The following is an 18,858-nucleotide window of genomic DNA, read 5'->3' on the forward strand; positions in this document are numbered from 1 at the left end:
GTTTGGGCACAGGCCCTTCCCCGACACCCTGGGAGCCCCCCGCATGCCCATCGCAAGCGTCAACCCCGCGACCGGCGAGATCCTGCAGACCTTCGAACCCCTCGACGCGGCCGGCCTCGACCGGCGCCTGGCCCTCGCCGAGGCCGCCTTCCACAGCTACCGGACCACCGGTTTCGCCTCCCGCGCCGCGCTGCTGCGCCGGGCCGCCGACCTGCTCGACCAGGACCGGGAGGCGATCGCCCGCACGATGACCGAGGAGATGGGCAAGCCGCTCACCGCGGCCAGGGCCGAGGCCGCCAAGTGCGCGAAGGCGATGCGCTGGTACGCCGACAACGCCGAGGCGCTGCTCGCCGACGAGCACCCGGCCCCGGCCGACGTCGCCGACTCGGGCGCCGCCCGCGCCTACGTCCGCTACCGCCCGATCGGCGCCGTGCTGGCCGTCATGCCGTGGAACTTCCCGTTCTGGCAGGTGATCCGGTTCGCCGCGCCCGCGCTGATGGCCGGCAACGTCGGCCTGCTCAAGCACGCCTCCAACGTGCCCCGCACGGCCGTCGCGCTGGAGGAGCTGTTCCGCCGGGCCGGCTTCCCCGAGGGCTGCTTCCAGACCCTGCTGATCGGTTCCGGCGCGGTCGAGGGCGTGATCCGGGACCGCCGGGTGGCCGCGGTGACCCTCACCGGCAGCGAGCCGGCCGGGCGGGCGGTTGCCGCCACCGCGGCCGACGAGGTCAAGAAGGCCGTGCTGGAACTCGGCGGCAGCGACCCGTACGTGGTGATGCCGTCCGCCGACCTCGACGCGGCCGTCCGCACCGCCGTCCGGGCCCGGGCGCAGAACAACGGCCAGTCCTGCATCGCCGCGAAGCGCTTCATCGTCCACACCGACGTCTACGACGCCTTCACCGCCGGCTTCAGCGAGGCGATGCGCGCCCTGCGGGTCGGCGACCCGATGGACGAGGCCACCGACGTCGGCCCGCTCGCCAGCCGCCAGGGCCGGGACGACCTGGAGGAACTCGTCGAGGACGCGCGCTCCCACGGCGCCCGGGTCGAGTGCGGCGGCGGGCGCCCCGAGGGCTGGGACACCGGGTACTTCTACGAGCCGACGGTGCTCACCGGCATCACCCCGGCCATGCGGATCCACCTGGAGGAGACCTTCGGGCCGGTCGCCACCGTCTACCGCGTCGCCGACCTCGACGAGGCCGTCGCACTCGCCAACGACACGCCGTTCGGCCTGAGTTCCAACGTCTGGACGACGGACGCGGCGGAGCAGGAGCGCTTCGTGCGCGACATCCAGGCGGGCGGGGTGTTCTTCAACGGCATGACCGCCTCCCACCCGGCGCTGCCGTTCGGCGGCGTCAAGCGCTCCGGGTTCGGGCGGGAGCTGTCGGGGCACGGGATCCGGGAGTTCTGCAACGTCACCACGGTGTGGATCGGCTGAGCCCGCCCGGATCCCGCGCCTGCGCGGCCGGGGTCAGGCGGCCATCCGGTGCCTGCCCCGGCCGGGCGTCGTCATCCAGCGGGCGACCACGCCCACCAGCGCGATGAAGGTCAGGCCCCAGAAGATGGCCAGCACGGCGAGCACGACCTCCTGGGACACCTGCACCGCGACCATGCAGAAGCCGATCGAGAGCGCGACCATGATCGTCACGGCGGTCGGGCTGAGGCTCAGCAGCCAGTGCCAGGCCCGGTGGCCCCAGCTCGGGTCCGCCGGGGCGTCGGGGCCGGTGTCGAGTTCCTTGTAGGTCAGCAGGTCCATGGGGATCGCCTCCCGTCGTCGGTCGGGAAAGTCGGAAAGGGGGAAGTCGGGAAAGGGGGACTGCCTGGTCCGCGGACCTCCCCGCACGGCCTATGAGGCCTTGCGGGGGGCCGCGGTCTTGCGGGTGGCCGTCTTGCCGGTCGTCGTCTCGCCTGTCGTCGTCTTGCCGGTCGTCGTCTTGCGGGCGGTGGTCTTGCGGGCGGTGGTCTTCGTCGCGGCGGCCTCGGGTTGCGCGGACGCCGTCTTCTTCGCCGGGGCGGCCCGCTTGCGCGGCGGCGCGGGCCCCTCCCCCGCGGGCCCGTCGCCGCCGTGCGCGACCTTGGCCTGCTTGAGGCTGCTGCGCAGCGCCTCCATCAGGTCGATCACGTTGTCGGGCGCCTCGCCGGGCTCCTCCTCGTGCGGGATCTCGACGCCCTCCAGGCGGGCCTGGACGACCTGCTGCAGGGCCAGCTGGTAGTCGTCGTGGAGCTGGGAGAGGTCGAAGTCCTCGGAGAGCGTCTCCATCAGCGACCGGGCCATCTTCAGCTCCTGCGGCCGTACCTTGACGTCCTCCTCCGGCGCGATCCCGGCCGCCGGGCGCACCTCGTCGGGCCAGATGCAGGTCTGCAGCACGAGGGTGCCGTCGTGCACGCGCAGCACCGCGGGCGACTCCCGGGTGCGCAGCGCGATCTTGGTGACGGCGATCTGGCCGGACTCGACGAGCGCGTCGCGCAGCAGGGCGTACGGCTTGGCCGCGCCCTTGTCGGCGACGCCGACGTAGTAGGCCTTGGAGAACATCAGCGGGTCGATCTCGGTGGCGTCGACGAAGGCCAGCACGTCGATGATCTTCTTGCTGGGCAGCGGGAGGTCGGCCAGGTCCTCGTCGGTGAGGGTGACGGTCCGGCCGTCGGGCGACTCGTAGCCCTTGGCGATCTCCGCGTACGGGACCTCCTTCTCCTCCCGCTCGCAGTACCGCTTCATCCGCACCCGTCCGCCGTCCTTGGCGTGCACCTGGTGCAGTGCGACGTCGTGCTCCTGCGTCGCCGAGTACAGGTGAACGGGGATGCTGACCAGCCCGAAGCTGATCGTCCCCTTCCAGGTGGTCTGCATGGGCATGAGGGCCACCCCTTCCGGAGAATCCCACTCTGCCCGGATTTGCCCCGTTCGGCCACACCGGGTCGACAATGGCCCGGAGGAGGCGGGTGCCGATGACTGTCGACGGGCGGGAGCAGTGCACGCCACCGCCGGAGCGGACGACGTACCGGGTGGCGTACGCCGTCCACGGGGAGCCCGGGGTGCGACGGGCGGAGGTGGCCCTGCTCCCCGGCCACGCGCAGGAGAGCGACATCCCCCGGATCCTTGCGGCCCGCCTCACCGGACGGCCGGCGGACGCGCGCCGGATCGTCGTCCTGGACCTGCGAGAGGCATAGACCTCCCATCCCGGAACGCTCTCACGCGATCTGACGCTGCGTCAGATTTGAGGCTTCCACGTCACCTTTGCACCCCCTCTGACCTGCGCTTTCTCGTCCGCTTACCGAACAGTTATCGAGGCCTTGTTCCGATACTCGGGCGTAGAAGTTAGGTTGCACCGCAATGCGCGGGTCTGTCCCCACAAACCCTCCGGCGAGACGAGCCGAGGGTCACACCGCGCGGGAAAGGCAAAAGGGCACCCTTGATGAGTGCGGACACCACCAAGCCGGCGACGACGGCGAAGGTCCCCCACCAGGCGGGACCGGACGGGCACGGCGGGCACGGCGGCGACGGCCACCTGAAGGCCGGGCTCAAGAACCGCCACCTGTCGATGATCGCCATCGGCGGCGTGATCGGCGCCGGCCTGTTCGTCGGCTCCGGCGCGGGCATCGCGGCCACCGGCCCCGGCATCCTGCTCTCCTACGCGCTGGCCGGCCTGCTGGTCGTGCTGGTGATGCGGATGCTCGGCGAGATGGCCGCGGCCGACCCGCAGAGCGGCTCGTTCTCGGCGTACGCGGACCGCGCGCTCGGCCGCTGGGCCGGGTTCAGCATCGGCTGGCTGTACTGGTTCTTCTGGGTCGTGGTGCTCGCGGTCGAGGCGACCGCCGGCGCGAAGATCCTCAACCACTGGATGCCCGGCGTGCCGCAGTGGGCGTTCGCGCTGATCGTGATGGCGGTGCTCACCGCCACCAACCTCGCCTCGGTGTCGTCCTACGGCGAGTTCGAGTTCTGGTTCGCCGGGATCAAGGTCGTCGCGATCGCCGCGTTCCTGGTGATCGGCATCCTCGCCGTGTTCGGCCTGCTGCCCGGCACCCACTCGGTCGGCACCAGCAACCTCACCGGCCACGGCGGCTTCCTGCCGCACGGCGTCGGCGCGGTGTTCACCGGCATGCTCACCGTCGTGTTCGCGTTCATGGGCAGCGAGATCGTCACGCTCGCCGCCGGCGAGTCCGAGGACCCGGAGAAGGCCGTCACCAAGGCCACCAACAGCGTGATCTGGCGCATCGGCGTCTTCTACCTGGGCTCGATCCTGCTCGTCGTCACCCTGCTGCCGTGGGACTCCGCCGAGGTCAAGGCCAGCCCGTACGTCGCGGTGCTGAACCACGTGGGCATCCCGCACGCCGGCCAGGTGATGGACGTGATCGTGCTGACGGCCGTCCTGTCCTGCCTCAACTCCGGGATGTACACGGCCTCCCGGATGGCCTTCTCGCTCGGCCAGCGCGGCGACGCGCCCAAGGCGTTCGCGACCGTCACCAAGCGCGGCGTGCCGCGGGTCGCGATCCTGGCCTCGGTGGTGTTCGGCTTCATCGCCGTCTTCTTCAACTACACCTCCCCCGACACGGTGTTCGCGTTCCTGCTGAACTCCTCCGGCGCGGTCGCGCTCTTCGTGTGGCTGGTGATCTGCGGCACCCAGCTGCGGATGCGCAAGATCATCGAGCGCGAGATGCCCGAGCGGCTGACCGTGCGGATGTGGCTGTACCCGTACCTGACCTGGACCGCGATCGGCATGATCGGGTTCGTGATGGCATACATGTTCACCGACTCCGACGGGCGCAAGCAGATGTACCTGTCGCTGGTCGCCGCGGCGATCGTGCTCGCGGCCTCGGCCGTGGTGGGCCGTCGGCGGCGGGCCGCGGTGGCGGCGGATTCCTGAGCCGTCCGCCCCGCGCGTGAGGAACGCCGGGCCCGGGAGCCGTTGCGGAGGCTCCCGGGCCCGGTCCGCGTTCCAGGGGCTCCGCCCCGCGCTTGAGCGGCGGCTTGAGCGGCGGCCTTGAACGGCAGCTTGAACGGCGGCTTGAGCGACGGCTTGAACGGCGGCTTGAGCGACGGCTTGAACGGCGGCTTGAGCGACGGCTTGAACGGCGGCTTGAGCGGCGACTCGTTTGACGGGTCTACGTCAATGGGGATACCCCGGCATGGCGCTTCCCCCTCGGAGCGCACCCCCACCGTCACCGGGAGGCCCCGTGCCGCTCCCCCGCGTTCCCTCGCCCGCTCCCTCCCCCTCCCCTGTCCCCATCCCGGTCCCCATCCCCGCCCCCATCCCCGTCTCCGCCCGGCTGCACTTCGGCCACCGGCTGCGGCACTGGCGCGAGGTCCACCGCCTCAGCCAGGCCGAACTCGGCCGCCGGCTCGGCTACGACGACTCCCTCATCAGCCGGATCGAGAACGCCCGCCGCTGGCCGCCGCCCGGACTCGCCGTCCGCGCCGACGCACTGCTCGGCACCGGCGGCGAACTCACCGAGCTCTGGCAGCCCGTGCGGCAGGAACGCGAACACCTCGGCGCACTCGGCCCGCTCGGCGCGCCCGGGGCCGCCGGCGCCGTCCGGCCCGACGCGGCCGCCCTCGACGTCCAGAGCGGCCTGCTGGCCGTCTACCGCGCCGCCCTCGGCCACATCGGCGGCGAGGACCTCACCGCCGTCCTCGAACACCACGCCCGCATCCTGGCCGGCTGGCGACCGGACGCCCGCGTCCTCGCCCTCGCCGCCCGCTACGCCGAGCTCGCCGGCTGGGCCCACTTCGACGGCGACCGCCCCACCCGCGCCCTCGCCTGGTACGGCCGCGGGCTCGCCTGGGCCCGCGCCGCCGACGACCGGGCCGCCGTCGCCGACCTGCTCGCCCGGCAGAGCTCGGTGCACTGGTGGAACGGCGACCCCACGACCGCCCTGGCCCTCGCCGGCGCCGCCCGCTCCGCCGCACTCCTCCTGCCCGCCCGGCCCGGCGTCCAGGCCTGGGCCGCCCTCGCCGAGGCCCACGCGTACGGCCGCGCCGGTGCCGCCCCCGACGCCCTGCGCGCCCTCGCCGACGCCGAGCGGCTGACCGCGGCGGCCCTGCGCGCGGGCGAACCGAGCCCGTGGCTCGCGCGCGCCCACCTCGTCCTGACCGTCGCCCACGGCACGTGCCACCGCGACCTCGCCGCGAGCCTCGGCCGCCCGTCCCACGCCCGCAGCGCCGCGGCCCACCTGAGCACCGCGCTCACCCAGCTGCCGCCCTCCACCCACCCCCACGACCACGCCCTCGTCACGGCCCGCCTGGCCACCGCCCACGCCCACGCGGGCGAGCCGGAGGCCGCGACCGCCCTCCTCGCCCACCTGCCGCCCACCCCGACGGGCCGCACCGCCCACGAGGCCCGACAGGCCCGCAGCCTGCTGTCGCGCGTCCCGACCCCCTGAACCGGGGTGCCCGCCCTCGCCCCGCCCGGGGACCACCCACGCCAACGGGCCGCACCACACCAGACCCACGCCCTCACCGCCCCGGCAGACCGCCGGGCCCGCACCCCCTCTTGGCCCACTCCCTCCCCTTCTTCCGCGCGCGCCGGCGCCCGGGGGCCGAGGACCGGCTCCCGGGCGCCTCTCCGCATCCCCGGTCAGAGGGTGGCCGCGGCCGCCGCGATGTCGGCGGCGTAGGTGCTCACCTTGGTGTAGACGCCGGGGTAGCCCGGTCGGGCGCAGCCGTTGCCCCAGCTGACGATGCCGACCTGGACGGGCCGCCCGGCCGAGTCGGCCCGGAACATCGGGCCGCCGGAGTCGCCCTGGCAGGTGTCGACGCCGCCCTGGTCGACGTAGCCCGCGCACAGCGAGGCCGAGGTGACGAGGTTCGGGTAGGCGGTCGTGCAGGCCGCGTCGTCCACGTGCGGCACGGTGGCCTTCAGGAGGTACTGCTGCTGGTCGCCGCCCTCGGTGGCCGCGCCCCAGCCCACGATGGTGAAGGTGCCGTCGTCGTACGCGGTGGAGTCGGTGACCGGCAGCGTGGCGACCTGTGCGCCGCCGACCGGCGCGCTCAGCTTGATGAGTGCCCAGTCGTTGCCGTTCTCCGCGCCGCTGAAGGCGGGCGACTGGTACACGTACGCGGACTGCGCGGTGATGGCGTCGGGGCTGTTGAGGTCGACGACGCCGAGTGTGGCCGTGATGGTCGTGTCGGCGCCGGTGCCGTTCACGCAGTGCGCGGCGGTGAGGACGATCTGCGGGCTGTAGAGCGCGCCGCCGCAGCCCATCGAGAGCCGCACCATGAACGGGAACTCGCCCTGCACGGCCTGCGTGCCGCCGACGACCGTCTGGGACGGCGTCGGGGCGGCCGCGGCGGGCAGGGCCGTCATGCCCGCCGCGAACACGAATCCGGCCAACAGACCGACGATCCTTCCGAATTGACGCTTCATCGATACCTCCTGGACAGGTCGGGAGGATCGAGCGTGGCGCGCCGCGGCGGCGCGGCAGGAGGGGTCGGGCCCTGCCAGCCCGGCTTGGCAGGAACACAGCGAGGCGGGATTCCACCACATTCCGGTGACGATCCGACCACTCTCCGCCGAACTCCGCCCGCCAAACATGTGAGGCCGCCCACAGGGGTTTCCCCATCTACGACTCTCCGTAGCAGAAGCCCCGCACCGGGCGCCCGACCCGCTTGATCCCGGGCCCGCCCGGCGCCTCACCCCACCTGAAGAACGCAGGCCACCATGCCGTTCCCCCTCTGGATCACCGTCCGCAACCGGCCCGCAACCTCCAGCCGAACAACTCGGGCAATCCACTCAAAACGGGCGACCACCCCCCGCCGCACCCACTACCCGGCGTAGTAGCGAGCGCCTTTGCCACCCGTCCCCGGCCCTGCCAAGAATGGCTCGTCGCCAGGCAGCGCCGACGGTCCCACCGCCGCGCCGCCCGGCCCGCCCCGCCGGTTCCGCCGGGGCGCCGCGGCCGTCCGAGGACGGTCGTGTGATGCCACCCGACGGAAAAGGACCTTCCGCAGTCATGCCGCTCAGCCATGCCCGCCGCAATTCCCTGATCACCGGTGTCGCCACCCTCGTCGTGGCGAGTGCCGCCACCGCCGCGCTGGCGATCCCGCAGGCCGGCGACACGGCCGAGGCCGCCACCCCGGTCGCCGCCGTCTCGGTCGTCGACCAGGCCGCCCAGGCGCCGCAGACCCCGCAGGCCGACCCCGCCGCGCAGGCCCAGGCCGACGCCGCCGCGGCCGCCCAGGCGCAGGCCGAGGCCGACGCGAAGGCCCAGGCGGACGCCAAGGCGAAGGCCGACGCCGACGCCGCCGCGTCCCGCTCCCAGCAGCGCCAGACCCTCAGCGCCGCCCCCGCGGCCCCCACCGGCACCCCGCAGCAGATCGCCGCCCAGCTCGTGCCCGCCGGCCAGCTCCAGTGCTTCAGCAACATCGTCTCCCGCGAGAGCACCTGGAACCCCCTCGCCGTCAACGCCTCCTCCGGCGCCTACGGCCTCGTCCAGGCCCTCCCCGGCTCCAAGATGGCCTCCGCCGGCTCCGACTGGCGCACCAACCCCGCGACCCAGATCAAGTGGGGCCTGGACTACATGAACTCCCGCTACGGCAGCCCCTGCGGCGCGTGGTCCTTCTGGCAGACCCACCACTGGTACTGATCCGGCCGCCGACACCGAGCCGGCCCCTCCGGCACCCCCACGGGCCCGCGGCGCGCAGCGCGTCGCGGGCCCGTGCCGTTCGGATACGGCCAGGTTTCTGGCGTGGACGCGTCCGGAAGGCGGCGTGAAGATATCGCGCACGGTCGTGCGGTTTGCCAGGGATTGCCCGGAATTACGGGGCGTCAGGGCTTTGCCACGGTTCGCGCGCCCTCTTACGCTCCGGCGTCATGCCCTCACCCCTGATCAGTGTCGTGCTCCCCGCTTACGACCAGCACGAACAGCTGGCGGACTGTTTGGACTCGCTGCTCGGCCAGTCCTTCCGGGACGTCGAGGTGATCGTGGTCGCCGACCGCTCCGCCGAGACCCCGCGCGACCTCGTGGACGCGTTCGCGGCGAAGCACCCGCAGGTGTCGGTGCTGCACCTGGACGCCGCGGTCGGGGTGGGCGTGGCGCGCAACGCCGGAGCGGCGCGGGCGGCCGGCGAGTACCTGCTGTTCCTGGACGCCGACCACGTGCTGCCGCCGGACGGGCTCCAGGCGCTCGCGGACCGGCTGGCGGAGACCGGCCCGGTGGACGTCCTGCAGTTCGGGCACACCCGGCTGCACAACGGCCGCGAGTGGGCCGGCGGCGCGGCGCAGCGGCTGGCCGCGGCCGGGAGCGAGGTCGCCGGGCCGTTCGAGCGCCCGGAGCTGCTGGGCGCGCCGCCGCTGATCTGGGACCGCCTGGTGCGCCGCGGCCACTGGGCCGAGCTCAAGCTGGCCTTCCCCGACGGCCGGTACGAGGAGATCCCGGTCGTGTACGAGGCGATGCTCGGCGCGCAGCGGGTGGCCGTCCTGCCGCGCGAGTGCGTGCAGCTGCGGCGCCGGGAGACCGTCCACCCGACCGGTTCGCCCGGCGGCAGCGTCTTCGACCTCTTCGAGCAGTACGAGCGCGCCTTCGCGCTGCTGGAGGACCAGCCGCACCTGTACGCCGTCCGCGACGCGGTGTTCGTCCGGATGATCCGGCACTACCTGTTCGTGTTCGACCTCGCCGGGTGCGTGACGCGCGCCGAGCGGCCGCAGTTCTTCCACCGGGCCGCCGAGCACCACCGCCGTTTCCTGCCGCCCGGGCACAAGAAGCCGGGCGGGCGCGAGGGCGTCAAGTTCACGCTCCTGGCGGGCGGGGCGTACCCGGCGTTCGAGGTGGCGAAGCTGTCCCACATCGCGCGCGGCACGATCACGGGGGCCAACCGGCGCAAGCCCTGATCCCGGGATCGCGGGGCAGCGGCTACGGCGGCCACTCCGTCGGAGGAACGGGCGGGGTGGCCCACTGCCGCGCGGCACGTCGAGCTGTCATGATCGGCCGGAGCCGTCGCCGCACCGCCCCGGAGGTCCCCGGTGAGCCGTCCGTCCGCCGTCCCCGGAGCCGAGCTGGCCCGTGAGCTGGCCGCCGAGCTGCGCGGCGAGGTCCGCTTCGGCGCCGCCGAGCGCACGGTCTACGGCCACGACGCCTCCAACTACCGCCACCTGCCGCTCGGCGTGGTCAAGCCGGCCGACCGGGACGACGTGCGCACCGCGCTCGCGCTGTGCCGCCGGTACGCGGTGCCGGTGGTGGCCCGCGGGGCGGGCACGAGCATCAGCGGGCAGGCGATCGGGCCGGGCGCGGTGGTGCTGGACTTCCACCGCCACCTGGGCGCGGTGCTCGACGTCGACCCCGAGGCCCGCACGGCCCGGATCGAGCCCGGCGTCGTCCTGGACGACCTCCAGCGCGCCGCCCGCCCCCACGGGCTGCGGTTCGGCCCGGACCCGTCCACGCACAGCCGCTGCACGGTCGGCGGCATGATCGGCAACGACGCGTGCGGCTCGCACTCGCTCGCCTGGGGGCGCACCTCCGACAGCGTCGAGCGGCTGGAACTGCTCCTCGCGGACGGCACCGAGCTGACCGTCGGCGGCCCGCTGACCCCCGCCGAACGCGACACGCTGCGCGCCCTGCCCGGACGGGCCGGGCAACTCCACACGCTGCTCCAGGAGTTCACCGACCACAACCTCGCGACCATCCGCCAGGGCCTGCCCCGCCTGCCCCGCCGCGGCTCCGGCTACCCGCTGGACGCACTGCTCCCCGAGCACGGCCACGACCTGGCCCGCGCCCTCACCGGCACCGAGGGCACCTGCGCGCTGCTGCTCGGCGCCACCGTCCGGCTCGTCGAGGACCCGCCCGCCCGCGCACTCGTCGTGGCCGGCTACCCGGACGAGGGCGCCGCCGCCGACGCGGTCCCCGCCCTGCTGCCGCTGGGCCCGCTGACCGCCGAGGGCATGGCGGCCGACCTGATCGAGGCCCTCCTCGCCGCCGGCCCTCGCCCGCCCGCGCTCGACCGGCTGCCCGCCGGCGCCTGCTGGCTGTTCCTGGAGGTCGGCGGCGCCACCCGCACCGAGGCCTACCAGGCCGCCCGCCGGCTCGCCGACGCGGTGCGGCGCGAGCCGTCGGCCGCCGTCGCCCTCGTCACCGACCCGGTCGAGCAGCGGCAGCTGTGGGCCGTCCGGGAGGCGGGCGCCGGGACCGTCACCCGGCTGCCGGGAGGCGGTGAGGCCTGGCCGGGCTGGGAGGACTCCGCCGTCCCGCCCGAGCGGCTCGGCGACTACCTGCGCGACCTGCGCGCGCTGCTGCGCCGGCACAGCCTGCGCGGCGTGCCGTACGGGCACTTCGGCGAGGGCTGCGTGCACCTGCGAATCGACTTCCCGCTCGGCGAGCCCCAAGGGGTGCTGGTCTTCCGGGAGTTCCTGGAGCAGGCGGCCGATCTGGCCGTCTCGTACGGCGGTTCGCTTTCCGGCGAGCACGGCGACGGACAGGCCCGCGCCGAGCTGCTGCCGCGCATGTACCGGCCCGAAGTCCTGGCGCTCTTCCGCGAGTTCAAGCACATCTGGGATCCGGAGAACCTGCTCAACCCGGGCGCCCTCGTCGACCCGCGCCCGCTCGACGCCGACCTGCGCTTCGTCACCGCCCCGCGCCGCGCCCTGCCCCTCGCCCTCCCGTACGAGCAGGACGGCGGCAGCCTCACGAAGGCCGTGCACCGCTGCGTCGGCGTCGCCAAGTGCGTCGACACCAGCACCGGGGTGATGTGCCCGAGCTACATGGCCACGAGCGAGGAGCGGCACTCCACCCGGGGCCGGGCCAGGCTGCTCGCCGAGATGCTGCGCGGCGCGGGGACACCCTCCGGCCACCGCTCCGAGGCCGCGATCACCGACGGCTGGCGCTCGGAGGAGGTCCGGGAGGCGCTGGACCTCTGCCTGGGCTGCAAGGGCTGCGCGAGCGACTGCCCGGTGCACGTCGACATGGCGACGTACCGGACGGAGTTCCTGTACCAGCACTACCGGCGCCGCCTCCGCCCGCGCTCCCACTACTCGATGGGCCGGCTGCCGCTCTGGCTGCGCGCCGCCGCCCTCGCCCCCGGGGCCGCCAACACCCTCGCCCGCTCCCCGGCCGGCGCCCTGCTGAAGCGGCTCGGCGGGATCGACCGGCGGCGCGTCCTGCCCGTCCTCCCGCCGGAGACCTTCACCCGCTGGTACCGCCGGCACCGCGCCGCGCACCCGGCCCCGGAGGGCGCACCGCCCGTCCTGCTCTGGCCGGACACGTTCTCCGAGCACCTCCAGCCGAACGTGGCGCGCGCGGCCGTCGAGGTGCTGGAGCACCTGGGCTTCGACGTCCGCCTGCCCGCCGGCCCGGTCTGCTGCGGCCTCACGTGGTACTCCACCGGCCAACTCGACTCCGCCCGGCGGGTGTTGCGCCGCAGCCTGCGCGCGATCGACGCGGCCGGCCTGCCCACCGACACCCCCGTGGTGGGACTCGATCCGAGCTGCACCGCCAGCCTGCGCGAGGACCTCCCCCGCCTGCTCGGCCCGGACGGCCGCCCGCTCGCCCGACGCACGCTCACCTTCGCCGAGTTCCTCGACGAACACGCCCCCGACGCCCCGCTCCCCCGCATCCCGCGCGACGCCGTCACCCAGACCCACTGCCACCAGCACGCCGTCCTCGGCACCGCCGCCGACCGCCGCGTCGAAGCCCGACTGGGCCTGCACAACCGGGTCCTGGACTCCGGCTGCTGCGGCCTGGCCGGCAACTTCGGCTTCGAGCGGGGCCACTTCGAGATCTCCGAGGCGATCGCCGAACGCGTCCTCCTCCCCGAACTGCGCGCCACCACCCCCGGCACGGTGATCCTGGCCGACGGCTTCAGCTGCCGCACCCAGATCACCCAACTCACCGAAGGCCGCCGGGCGTTGCACCTCGCCGAGCTGATCGCCGGGGGATTGCGGGAGGAGGACTAGACCCGCCGCTCCGGGGCGAACGGCGTGCCGCTGGACAGGGCGCGGTGGCCGACGGCCAGGGCCTCGCCCAGGAAGCCGGTGCCGATGGAGAGCTGGACCGGTCGGGCGTCCGCGGCGAGGCCGAAGTGGGCGGCCAGCGCGGCGAATCCGGCCATGACGGCGAGGGAGATCCCGGCCACCAGGAACGTCCGCCAGGTGTAGCGCTGCCACAGCACGCCGTCGCGCTCGTAGACGCGGACGGTCACGCCGCGGGCCGCTCCGAGTGCGGTGCCGAGGACGGCGCCCGCGGTGATCCAGGCGTAGTCCGCCGCGTGCAGGCCCGCGTGCCGGGAGACCGTCCAGAGGCCGATCCCGGTCAGCACCACGGGCGGCGCGAACAGGTCCCGGGCGTTGAGCGGTTCGCCGTTCAGGCGCCGGACGACCACCACCGCCACCACGGCGGCGATCAGCCCCGCGTGCAGCCAGACGTTCATGTCGGTTCCCCCCACGTTTTTAGCTCGACTGTGCTAAATCAGCAATTTAGCCCACCCGTGCTATAACGACAACATGCCGAAGATCGTGGACCCCGCGGAACGCCGCCAGGCCGTCGCCGACGCCGTACTGCGGGTCGCCGCCCGGGACGGACTGGAACACGCCTCACTGCGCAACGTCGCCGAGGAGGCCGGGCTCGCCGTCGGGTCGGTCCGGCACTACTTCGCGGGCGGCCCGGAGCTGATGATCTTCGCGATGCAGGAGCTGGCCCGCCGCATCGACGCCCGGATCCGCGCCCACGCCGGCGCCCTGCTCGACCCGGCGACGGCCGCCGGCGACCGGCCCGCCCGCACCGAGGCGCTGCTCGCCGAGGTCCTCCCGCTGGACGCCCGGCGGCGCGAGGAGTCCGCGCTCTGGCTCGCCTTCGTCACCGCCGCCCGCACCCGCCCCGAACTCCGGCCCCGCGCCGCCGAGATGCAGGCGGGCCTGGACGACCTCGTCCGCCGCGTCCTCGAAGAGACCGCCCGCTCCGGCGCCCTCGCCCCCGGCCTCGACCTCGCCGTCGAGACCCGCCGCCTCTCCGCCCTCCTCGACGGCCTCACCCTCCAGGCCGTCCAGCACCCCGACCTGGTCGGCCCGGACGAGCTGCGCACGGTGCTGCGCCGTCACCTCGACAGCCTCACCGCACCCCGCTGACACGGGGCCACCAGCGGCGCCACAATGGCCGGATGACCCTCACCACCGCCGAGGCGGACAAGATCCTGGCCGACAACTTCGCCCCCTGGGTGCAGGCGCTCGGCCTGTCGGTGACCGAGACCGGCGAGCGGCACGCCGTGCTGCGCCTGCCGTGGTCCGGGCAACTGGCCCGGGAGGGCGGCGGGCTGTCGGGGCAGGCCCTGATGGCCGCCGCCGACACCGCGAGCGTGATCGCCGTGTCGGCGGCCCGCGGCGGCTTCGGTCCGATGACCACCGTCCAGCAGTCGACGACCTTCCAGCGCGCCGTCGCCGAGCGGGACGTCCTGGTGCACGCCCGGGTGACCAAGCTCGGCCGGCGGATCGCCTTCCTCGACATCACGCTCACCGCCGAGGGCGACGAGGAGCCGGCCGCGCACGCCACCACGGTCTACGCGCTCGCCTGACCGGACGCTCCCCCCGAAGGGCGGACGCGCGTCACGCGTCCGCCTTCGGCGCCTCCTCCGCGCACACCGCCGACACGAACTCCGCCACCCGCGCCTGCGGCATCCCGCGCGCGATGTCCGCTTCGCTGATCATCCCGACCAGCTTGTGCTCGGGGTGGTTGATCACCGGCAGCCGGCGCACCCGGTACTGCTCCATCACGCGCAGCACCTGCTCGGTGTCCTCGTCCGCCTCCACCGTCATCGGCCGGCCCTCGGCCAGCTCGCCCGCCGTCACCGCGGACGGGTCCCGGCCCTCCGCGATGCACTTGAGCACGATGTCACGGTCGGTGACGATGCCCAGCAGCTTCTCGTTCTCGCCGCAGATGGGCAGCGCCCCGACGTCCCGGTCCCGCATGATCCGGGCGGCGGTGGCGAGCGTCTCGTGCTCGCGGATGCACTCCGCGCCCGGGTGCATGATGTCGCTGGCTCTGGTCATGGTCCGCCTCCCTGACGTGCCTGCCGTCCCCGTTGTCCATCGTGGTCCGGGCGGCCGACGGTCGCCACCGGGGCAGCCCCGGGGAGCCTCACGGCCGCCTCCGGACCGCCCTCAGGCCGCCTTGCCGTGCTCGGCGCGCCGGTCCTCCGCCTCCGCGCCCTCCAGCGGCGGCGATGGCTTCAACAGCTCCTCCAGCGGCGGGAGTTCCAGCTGCTGCGCGCCGTCCTCGACGGCCGGCTGCGCGGTGTCGACGGCCGGCTGCGCGGTCTCGGCGACCGCGTTCCGCGCCGACCGCAGCTGGGCGTCCGTCGCCGAGTCCAGGAAGCGCAGCAGCTCCACCGGGAACGGCAGCACGAGCGTCGAGTTCTTCTCCGCCGCCACCTCCACCACGGTCTGCAGCAGCCGCAGTTGGAGCGCCGCCGGGGTCGCGCTCATCACCGCGGCGGCCTCCGACAGGCGGGCCGAGGCCTGGTACTCGCCGTCCGCCGTGATGATCCGCGCCCGGCGCTCGCGCTCGGCCTCCGCCTGCCGGGCGATCGAGCGCTTCATCGACTCCGGCAGGGCGACGTCCTTGATCTCCACCCGGTCGATCTGGATGCCCCAGCCCAGCGCCGGACTGTCGATCATCAACTCCAGGCCCTGGTTGATCGGTTCGCGGTTGGCCAGCAGGTCGTCCAGCTCGCTCTTGCCGATGATCGACCGCAGCGAGGTCTGCGCGACCTGGGAGATCGCGAAGTTGTAGTCCTGCACGTTGACGGTCGCCTTGACCGGGTCCTCCACCCGGAAGTAGACCACCGCGTCCACCCGCACGGTCACGTTGTCCCGGGTGATGCCCTCCTGCGCCGGGATCGGCATCGTCACGATCTGCACGTTGACCTTGCGCAGCTTGTCCGCGATCGGCATCAGCGCGACCAGCCCGGGCTCGCGCACCTCGTCCCGCACCCGCCCGAAGCGGAACACCACGCCCTTCTGGAACTGCTGGACCACCCTGATGCTCAGGCCCGCCCAGACCGCCCCCAGCCCCACCAGACCCCCGATCGCCCCCAGCACCGCATCGACGATCATCGCGGCCTCCTCGCGCGCGCCCACCCGTCCCGGCCGTGGCCGACCCGGGCCGACCGGGGGCCGCCGGAGCAGCTGGTTCCACGCTACGCCTGCCCGGGTGCGAGCCGGGAGAACGGAGCCCGGCCCTAGGATCGTCGCCATGCCGCTGTCCCCCGCCGACGACCCCGGCCACCCGCGCCACCCCGCCGAGGCCGCCGCCCGCGCCGCCGCAATGGCCGCCCTGGACCGCGTCGTCACCGGCTGCCGCGCCTGCCCGCGCCTGGTCGAGTGGCGCGAGGAGACCGCCCGCACCAAGCGCCGCGCCTACCAGGACTGGGACTACTGGGCCCGCCCGATCCCCGGCTTCGGCCCGCCCGACGCCCCGCTCGTCCTCGTCGGCCTCGCCCCCGCCGCCCACGGCGCCAACCGCACCGGCCGCATCTTCACCGGCGACCCCTCCGGCGACATCCTGTACGCGGCCCTGTACGAGCTCGGGCTCGCCAACCGCCCGGAGTCCGTCCGCCACGGCGACGGCCTGGAGCTGCGCGGCGTCCGCGTCACCGACCCGGTGCGCTGCGCCCCGCCCGACAACAAGCCGACCACCGCCGAGCGCGACACCTGCCGCCCCTGGATCACCCGGGAACTGGAGCTCCTGCGCCCCACCGTGCGGACGGTCGTCGCCCTCGGCGGGTTCGCCTGGCAGGCCCTGCTCCCGGCCGTGGCCGCCGCCGGCTGGGAGGTCCCGCGGCCACGCCCCGCGTTCGGCCACGCCGCCCACGCCACCCTGCCCGCCACCGACGGCGGCCCGCCGCTCCACCTCTACGGCTGCTACCACGTGAGCCCGCGCAACACGAACACCGGCCGCCTCACGACCGAGATGCTCCACGACCTCCTCCGCACCGCCGCCCGCACCGCCGGCCTCGACCCGAAGTAGCGGGGCGGGGTGCTCGGCCGAAGCGCCGCGCCGCCATGATCCCGCGGTCGACCGGGCACCCCCCTGAGGCCCCCGGCGCCGGTGCCGTGGCCCTGGTGCCGTGGCCGGATAGGTCCACCGCGTTGCGACGCCCGGCACGGCCCTACCCGAAGCGCACCAGCTTGTGCCGCGACGCCCGGGCCCACACCGCCGGGAGGCGGTCCCGGGCCGCCTCCGCCGCCGCCAGCTGTCCGCCGTACAGCACCCCGTACGCGAACGCCTCGCCGCTCGTCGCGGCCTGGCCGGCCAGGGCGGCGGCGGCCACGGCGGCGTCCTGGTGCTCGCCCAGCACCTCCTGCACGGCCTTCATCCGCTCGACGTACCGGTCCGCAGCCCCGCCCACCGCCGGCGCGGCGGTCTCACCGGCGTAGCGGGCGCGCTTGGCGGCCTTGCGGGCCTCGTGCAGGGCGCGGTCCCGGTCCTCGGGCCCGGCGGCCAGGGCGGCCCGCACCCGGCGGCCGGTGCGCCGCTGCTCCCTGGCGGCGATGCGCGACAGCTCGGGCACCGCCGGGCGCCGGGCCCGGCGGCGCAGCGGCGGGGCGGCCAGCAGCCCGGCCAGCCCGGCGGCGAGGGCACGGCGGCGGGAGCTGTCGAGGGCGGCCACCACTTCGGGCCGGATCCGGCGGTACTCGGCCCCGCCCCACCGTTCCAGTTCCGCGGCCACCCGTTCCGGGCCGCACTCGGCGGGCAGCGCCCGGGCGCGGGCCGCGAGCCGCTCGGCCAGGACCTCGCGGTCGCGCGCGCGGCCGAGGGCGGCGGCCAGCCACCTCAGCTCGGCCACGAGCTCGTCCGTGGCGCCGGCCGCGAAGAGGCGCCGGTACGTCCGCAGCGCGCTGCGCAGGCGCCGGCAGGCGACCCGCATCCGGTGGACCGCGTCCGGCTCGTCCGCGCGGACGGCGTCGTCGAGTCCGGCGAGCACGGCGGCCTGGGCCTCGATGCGGGCGAGCAGCACCTGTCCGACCGTGGCGTCGGGCCGGGCCATGGGCATTCACCCCCTCGTCGGGGTCGCCGCCCCATCCCGGGAGCGGCGAAACGCCTTCCAGGCTAGTCCTCCGACCCTCCTTGTCTACTGGGCGTCCATCTTCCGTCCACCACGGGCGACCGCGCGGCACGACCCGCCACCCCCTCCCGAGGGGCACCGTTCAGGCCCGCACCCTCGTGCCGGGTGTAAGGGTCGTGACATACTCCCGGACGTGATGACGTCCACCCGTGCGACCAGGGCCCTGCGGGCCGCGGTGTTCACCGCGCTCGCCGTGCCGCTGTCCGCGCTGGGCCAGGTGGTCATCACGGGTCGCCCGCTGCCGCTCACACTGGTGGCCGCCGCGACCGCCGTCGTCTTCCTGGTGTCGGCCGCGCTGGCCGGCGGGGAGCGGCGGCTGCTGCACATCTCCGCCGTGATGGTGCCGGTGGAGCTGCTGCTCAACACGACGTTCAACCTCGGCCAGACCGGCTGTGGCCCGATCCTGAGCGAGCACGTGCCTGCGCGCGGCATGAACCTGCTGGTGTGCGGCGGCGGTTCGGTGGACGGCTCGCTGCTGTCCGGGCCGCTCGGGCACGACGGACCGTTCGCGCCCGCCGCGACCCAGCTCCTCGTCCTGCTGGTGCACCTGATGATCGCGGTGGCCGCGTCCGCCTGGCTGCGGCTGGGCGATGCCGCCCTGACCGGGCTGGCCCGGGCGCTGCGCGCCCTGAGCCAGTCGGTGGCCGCGCCGCTGCGGGCACTGCTCCTGCTGCTGGTCCCGGCCCCGGTGCGCCCGGTGCTGCGGGTGCCGCTGCCGGTGTCCGACCACGAGCGTCCCCGCCGCGAGGACGTCGTCCTCAGCCCCGCGCCCCGGCGCGGCCCGCCGGCCTTCGCGCCGGCCTGCTGACACCGTTCCCACGGCCACG

At 74.6% G+C, this 18,858-nt stretch carries 18 protein-coding genes; 11 read left to right on the forward strand and 7 right to left on the reverse strand.

The annotated features are described in order from the left end of the window. The first annotated feature begins 43 nt into the window (after positions 1-43). A complete protein-coding gene (locus tag ACFVSN_RS42210) occupies positions 44-1,432 on the forward strand; it encodes an NADP-dependent succinic semialdehyde dehydrogenase (protein ID WP_387958806.1) in 1,389 nt (462 codons plus the stop codon). Between the two features lie 33 nt (positions 1,433-1,465). On the opposite strand, the gene ACFVSN_RS42215 is transcribed toward ACFVSN_RS42210, so the two are convergent. Further along, positions 1,466-1,750 (reverse strand): hypothetical protein, encoded by a 285-nt coding sequence (locus ACFVSN_RS42215; protein WP_380506811.1) that lies wholly within the window; start codon positions 1,748-1,750, stop codon positions 1,466-1,468. Between the two features lie 90 nt (positions 1,751-1,840). Next, complete coding sequence (locus ACFVSN_RS42220) at positions 1,841-2,839, reverse strand: Ku protein (RefSeq protein WP_380506854.1); 999 nt, start codon at positions 2,837-2,839, stop codon at positions 1,841-1,843. Positions 2,840-2,937: 98 nt separating this feature from the next. Between ACFVSN_RS42220 and ACFVSN_RS42225 the strand changes: the two genes are divergently transcribed. The 3 genes from ACFVSN_RS42225 to ACFVSN_RS42235 all read left to right on the forward strand — a co-directional run bounded on the left by ACFVSN_RS42225 (position 2,938) and on the right by ACFVSN_RS42235 (position 6,369). Beyond that, positions 2,938-3,159, forward strand: coding sequence for a hypothetical protein (locus ACFVSN_RS42225; protein WP_387958807.1), 222 nt, complete (start codon positions 2,938-2,940; stop codon positions 3,157-3,159). 245 nt (positions 3,160-3,404) lie between these two features. After that, complete coding sequence (locus ACFVSN_RS42230; protein WP_380443199.1) at positions 3,405-4,853, forward strand: amino acid permease; 1,449 nt, start codon at positions 3,405-3,407, stop codon at positions 4,851-4,853. Positions 4,854-5,163: 310 nt separating this feature from the next. Then, the gene (locus tag ACFVSN_RS42235; protein WP_387958808.1) at positions 5,164-6,369 is read left to right on the forward strand and encodes a helix-turn-helix domain-containing protein; all 1,206 of its coding nucleotides are present in this window, start codon (positions 5,164-5,166) and stop codon (positions 6,367-6,369) included. A 194-nt stretch (positions 6,370-6,563) separates the two neighbouring features. Here ACFVSN_RS42235 and ACFVSN_RS42240 read toward each other — a convergent pair whose 3' ends face one another. Continuing rightward, entirely contained in the window at positions 6,564-7,352 is a 789-nt protein-coding gene (locus ACFVSN_RS42240; protein ID WP_387958810.1) for a serine protease, read from the reverse strand. A gap of 586 nt (positions 7,353-7,938) precedes the next feature. Between ACFVSN_RS42240 and ACFVSN_RS42245 the strand changes: the two genes are divergently transcribed. The 3 genes from ACFVSN_RS42245 to ACFVSN_RS42255 all read left to right on the forward strand — a co-directional run bounded on the left by ACFVSN_RS42245 (position 7,939) and on the right by ACFVSN_RS42255 (position 12,869). Next, on the forward strand, positions 7,939-8,571 hold the full coding sequence (locus tag ACFVSN_RS42245) for a transglycosylase SLT domain-containing protein (RefSeq protein ID WP_387958812.1): 633 nt from the start codon (positions 7,939-7,941) through the stop codon (positions 8,569-8,571). A gap of 227 nt (positions 8,572-8,798) precedes the next feature. Further along, positions 8,799-9,815, forward strand: a complete 1,017-nt coding sequence (locus ACFVSN_RS42250) for a glycosyltransferase family 2 protein (RefSeq protein ID WP_387958814.1) — start codon at positions 8,799-8,801, stop codon at positions 9,813-9,815. A gap of 132 nt (positions 9,816-9,947) precedes the next feature. Beyond that, a complete protein-coding gene (locus ACFVSN_RS42255; protein WP_387958816.1) occupies positions 9,948-12,869 on the forward strand; it encodes an FAD-binding and (Fe-S)-binding domain-containing protein in 2,922 nt (973 codons plus the stop codon). Here ACFVSN_RS42255 and ACFVSN_RS42260 read toward each other — a convergent pair. Next, a complete protein-coding gene (locus ACFVSN_RS42260; RefSeq protein WP_387958818.1) occupies positions 12,866-13,342 on the reverse strand; it encodes a DUF1453 domain-containing protein in 477 nt (158 codons plus the stop codon). The genes ACFVSN_RS42255 and ACFVSN_RS42260 overlap by 4 nt on opposite strands. Positions 13,343-13,415: 73 nt before the next feature. On the opposite strand from ACFVSN_RS42260, the gene ACFVSN_RS42265 reads away from it, so the two are divergent. Beyond that, positions 13,416-14,036 carry a TetR/AcrR family transcriptional regulator gene (locus ACFVSN_RS42265; protein ID WP_387593570.1) on the forward strand — a complete coding sequence of 207 codons (621 nt, stop codon included), beginning with the start codon at positions 13,416-13,418 and terminating at the stop codon, positions 14,034-14,036. 32 nt (positions 14,037-14,068) lie between these two features. After that, positions 14,069-14,479, forward strand: a complete 411-nt coding sequence (locus ACFVSN_RS42270) for a PaaI family thioesterase (RefSeq protein WP_380443182.1) — start codon at positions 14,069-14,071, stop codon at positions 14,477-14,479. Positions 14,480-14,510: 31 nt separating this feature from the next. Here the strand turns inward: ACFVSN_RS42270 and ACFVSN_RS42275 are convergent, their stop codons facing one another. Together ACFVSN_RS42275 and ACFVSN_RS42280 are read right to left on the reverse strand one after the other, a co-directional pair. Then, positions 14,511-14,954 (reverse strand): CBS domain-containing protein, encoded by a 444-nt coding sequence (locus ACFVSN_RS42275; RefSeq protein WP_380443180.1) that lies wholly within the window; start codon positions 14,952-14,954, stop codon positions 14,511-14,513. A gap of 111 nt (positions 14,955-15,065) precedes the next feature. Beyond that, positions 15,066-16,019, reverse strand: a complete 954-nt coding sequence (locus ACFVSN_RS42280) for an SPFH domain-containing protein (protein ID WP_387958820.1) — start codon at positions 16,017-16,019, stop codon at positions 15,066-15,068. Between the two features lie 211 nt (positions 16,020-16,230). Here ACFVSN_RS42280 and ACFVSN_RS42285 point away from each other — a divergent pair, with 211 nt between their 5' ends. After that, positions 16,231-16,932 carry a uracil-DNA glycosylase gene (locus tag ACFVSN_RS42285; protein ID WP_380506857.1) on the forward strand — a complete coding sequence of 234 codons (702 nt, stop codon included), beginning with the start codon at positions 16,231-16,233 and terminating at the stop codon, positions 16,930-16,932. 142 nt (positions 16,933-17,074) lie between these two features. On the opposite strand, the gene ACFVSN_RS42290 is transcribed toward ACFVSN_RS42285, so the two are convergent. Further along, positions 17,075-17,953, reverse strand: coding sequence for a CHAD domain-containing protein (locus ACFVSN_RS42290; RefSeq protein ID WP_387958822.1), 879 nt, complete (start codon positions 17,951-17,953; stop codon positions 17,075-17,077). Positions 17,954-18,167: 214 nt separating this feature from the next. On the opposite strand from ACFVSN_RS42290, the gene ACFVSN_RS42295 reads away from it, so the two are divergent. Further along, the gene (locus ACFVSN_RS42295; RefSeq protein ID WP_387958824.1) at positions 18,168-18,839 is read left to right on the forward strand and encodes a hypothetical protein; all 672 of its coding nucleotides are present in this window, start codon (positions 18,168-18,170) and stop codon (positions 18,837-18,839) included. Positions 18,840-18,858: the final 19 nt, after the last annotated feature.

Origin of the sequence: Kitasatospora sp. NPDC057904, assembly GCF_042887925.1 — a bacterium.
GTDB lineage: Bacteria > Actinomycetota > Actinomycetes > Streptomycetales > Streptomycetaceae > Kitasatospora.